We start from the raw sequence: 11775 nt of genomic DNA on the forward strand, positions 1-11775 counted from the left end.
CCAGTGGCGACTACCACCCGCACGGCGACACCGTCATCTACCCGACGCTCGTCCGCATGGGCCAGGGCTGGTCGATGCGGCATCCGCTGGTCGATCCGCAGGGCAACTTCGGCTCCACCGACGGCGACCCGCCCGCGGCCATGCGATACACGGAAGCCCGCATGACCGCCGTCGCTGCGGAGATGCTGGCCGATATCAACCTCGACACCGTCGACTTCCAGCCCAACTACGACGAGCGTCCCGGCAAGGACGAGCCCACCGTCCTGCCGGGCAAGTTCCCGAACCTGCTCGTCAACGGCTCGACCGGCATCGCCGTCGGCATGGCGTGCAACCTCCTGCCGCACAATTTGGGCGAGGTCTGCGACGCCATCGTCCAGGTCATCGATCGCCCCGAGACCACCACGGCCGAGCTCCTCAAGATCGTGCCCGGCCCGGACTTCCCCACCGGCGGCATCGTCATGGGGACCGACGGCATCGTCGAGGGGTACACGACCGGTCGCGGCAAGCTCACGCTCCGCAGCCGGCACCACGTCGAGGAACACAAGGGCCGGCACAGCGTGGTCATCGACGACCTGCCGTACGGCGTGATCCGCAAGTCGATCGTCACCGCCGTCGCCGAAGCCGCCAAGGCCGGTCGGATGGAGGACATCTCGGCCGTCAACGACGAGTCGGGCCGCAAGCACGACTGCCGGATCGTCATCGACCTCAAGAAGGGCGCCGAGCCGGATGTCGTGGTCAACCAGCTCTTCCAGTACACGCCAGCGCAGGTGACGGTCTCGATGATCAACATCGCCATCGTCGGCAGGCGGCCGCGGACGCTCGGGCTTCGCCAGCTCATCGACGAGTTCGTCGACCACCGCGTCGAGGTCGTCACGCGTCGCACGCGGCACCTGCTCAAGAAGGCGCTCCAGAAGGCTCACCTGCTCGAAGGCGAGATCTACGCCGTCTGCGACATCGACGAGGTCGTGAAGCTCATCCGCAGCAGCACGACGCGCGAAGAGGCCATCGAGAAGCTGCGTGCCCGCCGGTTCCAGATTCCGGCCGACCATCCGTACGCGCCGCAGATTCCGCAGACGCTCATCGATCGTGCGAACGAAGACGGCGGGGCTCGCCTCAGCCGCGTCCAGGCCGAGGCCATTGGTCGACTCCAGCTCATCCAGCTCGTCGGCCTGGAGATCGAGAAGCTGACCCGCGAGTACCGCGAGGTCGTCGAGGAGATCGAGGACTACCAGCGCATCCTCGCAGACGACCGGGCCGTGCTCGACATCATCCGCGAGGACACGATCGAGCTGAAGGAGAAGTACGGCAACGCCCGCCGCACCTACATCGACCCGACCGCCTACTCGGCCGCGTCGAAGGAAGCGCTCATCACGCCCGAAGACGTCGTCGTCACCCTCAGCCACGCCGGCTACGTCAAGCGCCTGCCGCTGGATACCTACCGCGCCCAGGGCCGCGGCGGCCGGGGCATCAAGGGCACGACCAACCGCGACGACGACTTCATCGAGCACCTGTTCGTCGGCAACACGCACGACCACCTGCTCTTTTTCACCAACACCGGCCGCGTCTATTCGCAACGCGTCTTCGACATTCCCGAAGGCACGCGAACCAGCGGTGGGCGATCGGTCGCGCAGCTGCTCGACTTCCAGGAAGGCGAGAAGGTCGCTCAGGTCCTCGCGCTCGAAGACCTCGAAAAGGCCGAGAGCTTCCTCGTCTTCGCGACCAAGCAGGGCACCGTCAAGAAGACGGCCTTGTCGGCCTTTGCGAACATCCGCACCAACGGCATCATCGCCATCGGCCTGTCCGACGGCGACGAACTGATCGGCGTCGAACTCACGGGCGACGGCGACACCGTCATGCTCGCCACCCGCAACGGCCAGGCCATCCGCTTCGACGAAGACAAGGTCCGCGCCATGGGCCGACCGGCGGGCGGCGTGACGGGCATCAAGTTCAAGCACTCGGGCGACGAGGTCGTCAGCCTGCTCATCCTCGCCGCCAGCGACTTGGAGCAGTGCCAGGTCCTTACCGCCACGCAGCGCGGCTTCGGCAAGCGGACGCCCCAGGCCGACTACCCGATCAAGGGCCGGGCAGGGCAGGGCGTGATCAACATCGACACCGGGCCGCGCAACGGCACGGTCGTCGGCATGCTGGCCGTCAGCGAGGACGACGACATCGTGCTCGTCACCGAGAAGGGCATCGTCAATCGCCAGCGTGTCGGCGAGATCCGCCAGACCGGCCGCAACGCAGCCGGCGTCCGCCTCGTCCGCCTCGACACCGGCGACAAGCTCGTCGCCATGGCCAAAGTTCCCAGCGTCAACGGCGACGACGCGCCCGAGTCCGCCGAGACGCCACCAGCTGACGAGGCCTCCGCTGCTGACGACGCGCCCGCGACCGACGACACCCCGTCATCCTGAGCGAGCACAGCGAGTCGAAGGACCTCGCCCGAACGATCGCGCGGAACCAGACGAGGTCCCTCGGCTGCGCTCGGGATGACGGAATGGATCACTCGCTAGCCGCGAGCTCGGGCAGGTGCTTCTTGAGCTTCTCGACCTTCGGCAGCGCGTAACGCACGACATACCCGTTGGTAGGGTTCTTGGCGACAAAGTCCTGGTGGTAGTCCTCGGCGTCGTGGAACTGCGTCAGCGGCTCCAGCGTCGTCACGACCGGATCGCCGTACAGGCCCGACTCGCGAAGCTGCGTCAGGTACGCCTCGGCCGCCTGCTTCTGGGCGTCGTCGGCGTAAAAGATGGCCGAGCGATATTGCTTGCCGACGTCCGGCCCCTGGCGGTTGAGCTGCGTCGGGTCGTGGATGAGGAAGAACGCCCGGAAGACTTCGCCCAGCGTGATCTGGCTCGGGTCGTACGTGACGCGGATGACCTCCGCATGATCGGTCCGCCCGGCCGCGACGAGGTCGTACTTGGCGGCCATTGCCTCACCGCCCGCGTAGCCGGAGACGACGTCCGTCACACCGACGACGGCCTCCATGCCCAGCTCCGTGCACCAGAAGCACCCGCCCGCCAGCACGATCTGAGCCGAATCCTGCCCGGCCGCCGGGGCGATCTTGTCCGTCGGCTCCGGCGGCACGACGACGGGCGCAGCGGCGGCACGGGTCAACGTGATGGCTCCGAGAGCGACGACAGCTCCAACGGCGACGACGAAAAGACGGCTGCTCATAGCGACAATCATTGCCCGCACCGGCGAAAGTCGCATCGCGGCTTTTGGAGACAACCCACCGACCCCACCATTGAACCGTGAGCAACCGTCTCAGCCGCGGGCATACTGCCCGCGGTTTCTTCCCGATCGTTGGCTCGCTCTCAACCAGTCGAACCGCGGGCTGTAAGCCCGCGGCTACCGGAACCCGCTCCCGGAGCGATTCCGTCGCGAAGTGCAGCTTGCGTTGGGTCTCGAAGCTCCGACACTCCTTGCTATGAGCCAGCCGCCTGACGAGCGAAACGAAGATGGGGTTCTTGAAGCCGAGGTGGTGGAGCCCGACCGTCGGTCGATCGGCGAGCTGTCACAGCAACTCGGTTACGCCGGCGTCAACACGCTGCCGATCGCTGACAACTCGGGCCGCGCGAGCGCGGCTCGGGGTTTGATCCTGGCTCACGTGATCTTCGATTTGGTGTTCATTGCTGGAAGCGTGCTTCTCCTTGTTGCCCTTCTGGCAGGTTTTGATGTCGAAGAGATGTTCACGGACGGCGGGCAACCCATCTCCGGCATGATTGCTATCGGCGTGGCCTTCATGTGCATCGGTTTGGCTTACCTCTTGGTCGTCGTGCTGGCCTACGTCTACTACTTCATGTGGCAGTATCGCGCTGCCTGGAACGTGCGGATCGCTGGAAGAACGACGCATTTCACGCCCGGCTGGGGTGTCGGCTGGTGGTTCATTCCGTTCGCCAATCTCGTCATGGTCGGGCGCGTCCTGCAGGACCTCTGGCAAGCCGCCGGCCGGGGTACGGCTGAGGCCGTTGATGGGCTGCCAACTCGGGTGCACCTGTTCTTCTGGCTGTCGTTTGCGATCTCTCTCGCTTCGTTTCTCTTGGGTTTTGCATCGCCACAAGATCCGAATCGACCATTCGAGATCACGCCGGTGGGCCACATGGTGACGCTGCTCGACATCGTGTCGAGCGGGCTGTGGATTGTCTTTCTTCTGCTCCTTCGAAAGTTTGTCGCTGCTCTCCAGACAGAGCAGCCGATGCATGGTCCGCCACTGCAACGTTGACGTGCATCAATCCGCCGGGACGCAGCGGTCCTGCGCCCAGTGGCGGAGCTCCTGGATTTGCTCGCGGCGGGTGACTGACAGAGGCGGGCTCTCCTGCAGGGCACGTTCGACGGTGTCGGTCGTGATGTCGCCGCCGGCGTCGAAGGCGCGGTAGAGGGCGGAGACGATCGCCTGCTCGATCTCGGCACCGCTGTAGCCGTCGCTGGCGGCGACGAGGCGGTCGAGGTCGAAGTCGTCGGACTTTCGCTTCCGACGCTTCAGGTGAATTTCGAAGATGCGATGGCGTGCCTCCTCGCCCGGCAGGTCGACGAAGAATATCTCGTCGAAGCGGCCCTTGCGCAGCAGCTCCGGCGGCAGGGCGGAGACGTCGTTGGCCGTCGCGATCAGAAACACCGGCTCGCGGTGTTCCTGCATCCAGGTGAGCAGGCTGCCGAACATGCGACGTGACAGCCCGCCGTCGTTGCTCTGGGCGGCAGCACCTGCGAACGCTTTCTCGATCTCGTCGATCCACAGAATGCACGGCGACATCATCTCCGCCTGCCGGAGCGCGCCGCGCAGCCGCTTCTCGCTTTCGCCGATGAACCGGTCGTAGAGGCTGCCGACGTCGAGTCTCAAGAGCGGCCTTCGCCACGCCGTCGCGACGGCCTTGCTCGCCAGGCTCTTGCCAGCACCCTGCACACCGAGCAGCAACAGGCCACGCGCTGCCTCAATGCCGAAGTCGCGGGCCTTCTGTGCGTCGGCATCACGTCGGAGCTGCAGCCAGTGCTTGAGCCGGCTCAGGCCGCCGAGGTCGTCGAGGTCGGTCGGTGCCTCGACGAACTCCAGCAAGCCACCGGCCGCGAGGGAGCGCTTCTTGTGCTTGAGGACGTTGTCCACGTCGTCCGCGTCGAGCTTCTGGTCCGACGCGATCGCATCGACGACGGCCTGCCGTGCCTGGTCGCGCGTCAGTCCGCGAAGGTTGGCGACGATGCCCCGGAGGTCGCTGCCGGTGATGTCTGTTCGCAGCGGCTGGACATTGCGATGGTGGTGCCGGACGGTCTCTTTGACCAGGTCCTCAAGTTCCTGCTCATCGGGAAACGCCAGATCGAGCTGCGTGACCAGATCCTGCGTGAAGCCCGGTGGCTCGTCGTATCCGAGAAGGATGAGCGTGTCGCCCTGATCGCCCAGCTTGTAGGCGACATCCCGAAAAAGGCGACGGTTGGCCGGGTCCTTCTCGAGGTGTTCAGCCAAGTCGACAAAGCAGAAGATCGTGTCGGGCCTGGCGTGTCGCTCCACCCAGGCCAGTGCGCCGCCGGGCTCTCTGGTCTCGTCGAAGCCGAGGCCGTCCTTGACGAGCCCGTCCCGCAGGCCGTTGACGCAGTCCCAGACGAAGAGACTCTGCCGCGACTGCATGGCCGCCTCGCGGACGACGGAGAGGGCGTATCGCTCCTCCGCGGTCGTGATCGCGACCGCGGCGTGTCGAGCCTGGAGCAGCTTGAGGAGCTCGTCACGGTTCGTCAGAGGCATGGCGCTCTGTTATACTGGAGAAGCATGGACCCGAAAGTGTTTGACTCTGAATTCCGAGACCTTCGAGCCCGCCAGCCGTTCCAGCCATTCCTCATGTTTTTCGAGGACGGTGGCTACGTAATCGTTGACCACCCGGAGTCGGTGATGGTGCGAAACAATCGCGGGGTACACATGGACCGCACCGGTTCCAAGACATTCTTCGAGCCACAGGCCGTGACAAGGCTGAAGGAGATCGTCGACGAGCCCGAGCGAGTCGGCTGAGTCGTCCGCTAGCATGTCGGCCGTGAGCCGGTATCTCTTCCCGATCCTGTTCGTCGCGGTCCTGCTGCTCCCGTTCGCGCTCCGGGCGGCCTTGTCGACTGACGAAGCACCCGAGACCGTCGAGGCGACGGAAGATGCTGCCCGGCTCGTCGTGCTCACACCGCACAATTCGGACATCAAAAGCGAGTACGCCCGCGCGTTTTCTCGCTGGCATCGCAATCGGTTCGGCTACGACGTCCGACTCGACTATCGCACCATCGGTGGCACCAACGACATCGTCAAAGCCCTGGCCACGTTCTACGGCAAGGTCCGTGAAGACAACGACGGCGAGCTTCCACCGATTGGAGAGATGGAGGGCGTGCCGTACCACATCGTCTGGGGCGGTGGTGACTTTGTGTTCAATGTCGAGCTGGAGGGCCAGGCCGGAGCGTTGCAGGCGATCGAGTTGCCGAGCGACCTGATGGCGGAGGCCTTTCCAGCGCCGAAGCTGGCGGGCGTGCGGCTGTACGACCAGGACGATGAGGACGGCATGCACTGGGTGGGCGTCTGCCTCAGCAGCTTCGGCATCGTCTACAGCCCTGGCTACTACGCCAACCTCGGCCTGGAGTCGCCAACGACCTGGGCTGACCTCACTCGGCCCGAACTCTTCGACCGCATCGTCCTGGCTGACCCGAGCAAGAGCGGCAGCGCGGCCGTCTCGTACATGATGATCGTCCAGCGTGCGATGGCCGACGCCGAGGAAGCCTTTTTCGCCGCAGGCAACACCGAAGAGTCGCCTGGCTACGACCAGGCCATCGACGAAGGCTGGATGAAGGGCATGGGCGATCTGCTGCTCATCGCGGCCAACTCGCGGTACTTCACCGACAGCGCGAACGGTGTGCCGACCGACGTCAGCCACGCCAACGCCGCCGCCGGGACGGCGATCGACTTCTACGCGCGAGTCGAAGAAGAAACGGTGGGGCGGGATCGGATCACTTACGTCGCTCCACCGGCTGCCACCGCGATCACGCCCGATCCCGTCGCCGTCTGCTACGGCACCAACGGCGACGACTTGCTGCACGCGACGCGTTTCGTCGAGTTCCTGCTGACCGTCGAAGGTCAGCTCCTGTGGCAGAAGGAGCCGGGCACCGAGGCGGGGCCGAGCAATCGCGCCCTGCGCCGGACGCCGATCCGTCGGGATGTCTTTGCCGATCGGACGGACTGGAGTGACGACGTCAACCCGTTCGAGGAGGCGGGTGGCTTCAACCAGCGAAGCGCGTGGATGAGAGGCTTTTCTGAGACGCGAGCGTTGTGGCGAGCGGCATGGATCGACGCGGGCACCCAGCTGGATGAGGCGTACCGGGCGATCCTCGCGGTGGAGGACGCCGATCGTCGCGACGCTTTGTTCGCCCAGCTACGGCAGATGCCAGTGACCCGCGCCGACGTCATGGCGGTCCGAAGCCAGAAGAATGAGCTAGCGGACGGCGAGGAAGCTTGGTTCATGGCTCAGCAGTCGAGCCGGATGGCTGAGCGCTTTCGCGAGCACTACCGCGAGCTTCGAAACGCGGCCGAGGGCTCCTGAGCTTCGAGTGCGGTTTCTGTTCGCATTTCGTGGGCGTGAGGCGGCCGAAATCGGTGCTGCACGAATAAGCGGCGAGTTGCTGCTCTCGTGTGCATCGCGAGAGCGGCCTTCTGCCGCCGGAGGTTTTCCCTCCCGCCATCGCAGAGATTGAATCGTCTCTCACGTGCTCAAAATGCGGTTTGGGGATAAAAATGGAAATTTCGAGTTCGCCCGGTGCGTTGTGGCACGGGCTTCTCATGACAACCCCGCGTGACCGCTCGATGCCCAACTTGGCAGCAGCTCGCTGCCACATCAGCATTCGAAGACCACGCGTCGGCACGCAAGTCCCTCGCCTTCACGAGCAACCGTCACCACACCGCAATGGAACAGATCGTCAGCAATCCCATCCTTCGACCACTGGCACGCGTCGCGTTGCCGGGGCGTCGTGTCGCCAAAGGCATTTGGGCTGGTGTCCAGCGTGCGGATGCGTCGTACGACGCGTTCCGCCATGGCCGGGCTCGCGTCGCGATTCGGTGGCTCTTGCTGCCGCTGGCCTTTCTAGTCGGGCTGTTTCTGCTTCGGCAGGGCAACGTGACGCTCTCGGGCACGCACGACCTGACGGCACCGCTGATGTGCGTCGCCGCAGCCATGACCTTCGCCCTCACCGCCATCGGCTTCGTCGCCTCGGCGGCCGATGGGCACGAGATGCCATAACCCCTTTTAGGAGAACGCAAGGACCTTCAGCGGAGACAACACGCGGAGCACACAAACACGCGGAGCACAGAACGGGGCGAGGGCGAGAGACTTTCAGGACTGGCCGGGGGGCCACCCTGATTCGAACCTCCTCCGCAGCCGGCACGGGACTTCCTCCTCCACCCGTGCCGGCTTTCGAAACACCGGCTTGCACAAGCCTCCTCCGCGGCCGACATCGGATTCCTCCTCCTCCGGTGTCGGCCTTTTAAACCTCCTCCGCAGCCGACGCCAGTACTCCTCCTCCGCTGGCGTCGGCTTTTCGAACTCGGACTGATCAGTCCTCCTCCGCAGCCGGCACGGGAATCCTCCTCCTCAACCCGTGCCGGCTTTTCGGTCCTCCTCCGCGGCCGGTGCCCTCTCCTCCTCAGGGGCACCGGCCTTTTTCATGCGCCATGCCTGCAGGACCAACGCGACCAACGCGATCACGCACGCGGCCTTCCACGCAAACAGCCACCATGGCCGCCACCAAGCGCCGGTCCGCGTCTCGACAAGGTCGCTGAGTCCAAAGAAAACGAGCACGGTCGCTGCCGGCACGTGATGCCACTTCGCCAGCACGATGCCCGCGACGACCACCCAAAGCACCGCCTCGATAACGTTCGCCGCGACGAATCCACGCGTGATGGCCCCTGCGATTGGCGTCGGCAGCGGCATGTTCTATGGTTGCACCACCTTGGCCCGTGCGACGACCGACACGACGACCACCACCACGCCGCGATAGCCGCGGGCCGCTCCTCGTTCACCTTTGACGAAGCCGCCCGACGCCCGGGCGGCTGCTTCTGCTTCACCGACCATGCCCACCGCGATCCTGCCCGACGGTTCTCGCCGCGACCTGCCTGACGGTGCCACGCCGTACGACTTGGCCAAAACGATCGGCGAAAAGCTCGCCGAGGCTGCCGTCGGTGCGCGGGTCGATGGTGAGTTGGTCGACGCACATCGTCCACTGCCCGACGGCGAGCACGAGGTCGCGCTCGTCACGGCACCGCGTGTCGACAAGAAGGACCGCAGCAAGTGGCGCGACGAGCAGCACGAGAAGGACGCGCTCTACCTGCTGCGTCACTCGACCGCCCACGTGATGGCCGAGGCGATTCAGCGCATCCGCCCCGACGCCGTCCTCGCCTACGGCCCACCGCTGGAGACCGGCTTTTACTACGACATCGCCATCGACCCGCCGATCAGTTCCGACGACTTCGGCAAGATCGAGGCGGAAATGGCGTCGATTGTTAGGGAAAATCGCCCGTTTTCGCGGTACGACCTGCCGACCAGCGAAGGCCGCAAGCGGCTGGAGGCCGAGGGCAACAAGTACAAGCTCGACAACGCCGACCGCGCGATCGAGAAGGGGGCTGACACGCTGAGTTGGTACGTCACCGGCCAGAAAGACGAGAACTGGGAAGACCTCTGCATGGGCCCGCACGTGCCGAGCACCGGACGCATTGGCGCGATCAAGGTCACCTCGACCGCCTCGTCGCATTGGCACGGTGACGTCAACTCCGACCGGTTCCAACGCATTTACGGCACCGCCTTCTACACGCAGGGCGACCTCGACGCTCATATGGAAGCCCTCGCCGAGGCACGCAAGCGAGACCACCGCGTCCTCGGCCCGCAGCTCGGCCTCTACACGATCGACAACGAGGTCGGCCAGGGCCTTGTCCTCTGGAAGCCCAAGGGCACGATCATCCGCAACGAGCTGCAGGCGTTCATCACCGAACACCTGACTCGCCAGGGCTACAGCCAGGTCGTCACGCCGCACATCGGCAAGCTCGACCTCTTCCGCACCAGCGGTCACTACCCGTACTACGCCGACTCGCAGTTCCCGCCTTTGGTCGACTATGACACGATCGAGAAGCTCGGCAAGGAGGGCAAGACGTGCGCCGACCTCGCTGACATGCTCACGAAGGGCGAGGTCGACGGCTATCTGCTCAAGCCGATGAACTGCCCGGCCCACGTCCGGCTTTACGCGAGCGAGCCGCACAGCTACCGCGACCTGCCCGTCCGCATTGCCGAGTTCGGCACCGTCTACCGCTGGGAACAATCCGGCGAGCTCGGCGGGATGACGCGCGTGCGCGGCTTCACGCAGGATGACGCCCATATCTTCTGCACCGAGGAACAGCTCGCCGCCGAGATTCAGGGCTGCCTTGAGCTTGTGAAGGTCGTGCTCGAACAGCTTGGCCTGAGCGAGTACCGCGTCCGCGTCGGTTTGCGCGACCCCGACTCGAGCAAGTACGTCGGCGACCCCGCCCAGTGGGACCGGGCAGAAAAGGCATGCACGGACGCGGCCGAGTCGCTCGGCGTGGCCTACGCGTCCGAAGCCGGTGAAGCCGCTTTCTACGGGCCGAAGATCGACTTCGTCGTCAAGGACGTCCTCGGTCGTGAGTGGCAGCTCGGCACCGTCCAGGTTGACTATCAGTTGCCACAGCGGTTCGACCTCAGCTACGTCGGCAGCGACAACAGCGACCACCGGCCGGTCATGATCCACCGCGCCCCGTTCGGCAGCATGGAGCGTTTTGTCGGCGTGCTCATCGAGCACTTCGCCGGAGCGTTCCCGCTCTGGCTCGCCCCCGAGCAGGTCCGCGTGCTCCCGATCAGCGACAAGTTCAACGACTACGCAAACCACGTAGCCGCAGCTCTACGAGCCGCCGGTCTGCGGACATCGGTCGATGACGCCGCCGACAAGGTCGGTGCGAAGATCCGCACCGCCACGACGGAAAAAGTGCCATACATGCTCGTCTGCGGTGGCAAGGAGGCCGAGGCTGGCACTGTCAGCTTGCGCGGCCGCACCGCGGGCGACCTGGGCGTCGTCCCGCTCGACGAGGCCGTCACTCGGCTGGTTGCAGAGCGCGACGAGCGTCGCCTGCTCACGGCCGATCAGGCTTCTGCATGAGAATCGGTGCCACTGCATCGGTGCAGTGCTCGGTTCAAACCACTGCAACGATGCAGTGGCACCAAGCGTCGCCTGCTCGCGACCGACTAGGCTTGGGCATGAGCGACACCAAGACGCCGGTCGTCACGCTGGTCGGGCACTGCGGGCCAGACAGCTCGTTCCTGCGGATGGCCGTCTCCTCGGCAGCGCCGGGGGCGACGGTCACGATGGCCGACACGAACCAGCAGTTGGCCGACGTGCTGGAGAACGGCAGCGATCTGCTGCTGTTCAACCGCGTCCTCGAAAGCGGCTTCGACGACTCGGACGGCGTCGCTTTGCTCAAGCAGACCAAGGCCGCGAATCCCGGGCTGAAGGTGCTCATGGTCAGCAACTTTCCCCAGACGCAGCAGGAAGCCGAGGCCGCCGGGGCGGTTGAGGGCTTCGGCAAGAACGACATCAGCAGCGGCAAAGCGAGCGAGCGAATCAAGGCCGCGCTCGAAGCGGCGTGACCGCGACCGAGCGCGGCCTTGATTCGCTCGCTCGCCTTGCCGCTGCTGATGTCATTCTTGCCGAAGCCCTCAACCGCCCCGGCGGCCTCGGCTTCCTGCTGCGTCTGGGGAAAGTTGCTGACCATGAGCA

Annotated in this window: 10 protein-coding genes; 7 read left to right on the forward strand and 3 right to left on the reverse strand. The window is 65.3% G+C overall.

Features of this window, described 5'->3' with window-relative positions; all coding sequences use genetic code 11:
- A partial coding sequence (gene gyrA, locus AAGI46_11690) for a DNA gyrase subunit A (GenBank protein ID MEM1012867.1) occupies positions 1-2411 on the forward strand: 2411 nt, incomplete at its 5' end.
- An 88-nt stretch (positions 2412-2499) separates the two neighbouring features.
- On the opposite strand, the gene msrA is transcribed toward gyrA, so the two are convergent.
- The gene (gene msrA, locus AAGI46_11695; GenBank protein MEM1012868.1) at positions 2500-3171 is read right to left on the reverse strand and encodes a peptide-methionine (S)-S-oxide reductase MsrA; all 672 of its coding nucleotides are present in this window, start codon (positions 3169-3171) and stop codon (positions 2500-2502) included.
- A 307-nt stretch (positions 3172-3478) separates the two neighbouring features.
- Between msrA and AAGI46_11700 the strand changes: the two genes are divergently transcribed.
- Positions 3479-4219 (forward strand): DUF4328 domain-containing protein, encoded by a 741-nt coding sequence (locus AAGI46_11700; GenBank protein ID MEM1012869.1) that lies wholly within the window; start codon positions 3479-3481, stop codon positions 4217-4219.
- A gap of 6 nt (positions 4220-4225) precedes the next feature.
- Here AAGI46_11700 and AAGI46_11705 read toward each other — a convergent pair whose 3' ends face one another.
- Positions 4226-5725, reverse strand: a complete 1500-nt coding sequence (locus tag AAGI46_11705) for an AAA family ATPase (GenBank protein MEM1012870.1) — start codon at positions 5723-5725, stop codon at positions 4226-4228.
- A 24-nt stretch (positions 5726-5749) separates the two neighbouring features.
- On the opposite strand from AAGI46_11705, the gene AAGI46_11710 reads away from it, so the two are divergent.
- The 3 genes from AAGI46_11710 (at position 5750) to AAGI46_11720 (ending at position 8240) form a co-directional block, all read left to right on the forward strand.
- A complete protein-coding gene (locus AAGI46_11710; GenBank protein MEM1012871.1) occupies positions 5750-5986 on the forward strand; it encodes a hypothetical protein in 237 nt (78 codons plus the stop codon).
- 22 nt (positions 5987-6008) lie between these two features.
- Positions 6009-7547 carry a substrate-binding domain-containing protein gene (locus tag AAGI46_11715; protein ID MEM1012872.1) on the forward strand — a complete coding sequence of 513 codons (1539 nt, stop codon included), beginning with the start codon at positions 6009-6011 and terminating at the stop codon, positions 7545-7547.
- Positions 7548-7796: 249 nt separating this feature from the next.
- Positions 7797-8240: a hypothetical protein gene (locus AAGI46_11720; protein MEM1012873.1), complete on the forward strand. Its 444-nt coding sequence runs from the start codon at positions 7797-7799 to the stop codon at positions 8238-8240.
- Between the two features lie 351 nt (positions 8241-8591).
- Here AAGI46_11720 and AAGI46_11725 read toward each other — a convergent pair whose 3' ends face one another.
- Complete coding sequence (locus AAGI46_11725; protein ID MEM1012874.1) at positions 8592-8930, reverse strand: hypothetical protein; 339 nt, start codon at positions 8928-8930, stop codon at positions 8592-8594.
- A 139-nt stretch (positions 8931-9069) separates the two neighbouring features.
- Here AAGI46_11725 and thrS point away from each other — a divergent pair, with 139 nt between their 5' ends.
- Both thrS and AAGI46_11735 read left to right on the forward strand, forming a co-directional pair.
- Positions 9070-11157, forward strand: coding sequence for a threonine--tRNA ligase (gene thrS / locus AAGI46_11730; protein ID MEM1012875.1), 2088 nt, complete (start codon positions 9070-9072; stop codon positions 11155-11157).
- 98 nt (positions 11158-11255) lie between these two features.
- On the forward strand, positions 11256-11645 hold the full coding sequence (locus AAGI46_11735; protein ID MEM1012876.1) for a hypothetical protein: 390 nt from the start codon (positions 11256-11258) through the stop codon (positions 11643-11645).
- The last annotated feature ends 130 nt before the right edge of the window (positions 11646-11775 follow it).

The sequence above is a fragment of the Planctomycetota bacterium genome (assembly GCA_038746835.1).
Lineage (GTDB): Bacteria > Planctomycetota > Phycisphaerae > Tepidisphaerales > Tepidisphaeraceae > JBCDKH01.

What these genes read in the sequence shown, in the direction of transcription:
- msrA (MEM1012868.1), bottom strand. Translation starts at nt 3,171, where the DNA reads ATGAGCAGCCGTCTTTTCGTCGTCGCCGTTGGAGCTGTCGTCGCTCTC.
- AAGI46_11705 (MEM1012870.1), bottom strand. Translation starts at nt 5,725, where the DNA reads ATGCCTCTGACGAACCGTGACGAGCTCCTCAAGCTGCTCCAGGCTCGA.
- AAGI46_11725 (MEM1012874.1), bottom strand. Translation starts at nt 8,930, where the DNA reads ATGCCGCTGCCGACGCCAATCGCAGGGGCCATCACGCGTGGATTCGTC.
- AAGI46_11710 (MEM1012871.1), top strand. Translation starts at nt 5,750, where the DNA reads ATGGACCCGAAAGTGTTTGACTCTGAATTCCGAGACCTTCGAGCCCGC.
- thrS (MEM1012875.1), top strand. Translation starts at nt 9,070, where the DNA reads ATGCCCACCGCGATCCTGCCCGACGGTTCTCGCCGCGACCTGCCTGAC.
- AAGI46_11735 (MEM1012876.1), top strand. Translation starts at nt 11,256, where the DNA reads ATGAGCGACACCAAGACGCCGGTCGTCACGCTGGTCGGGCACTGCGGG.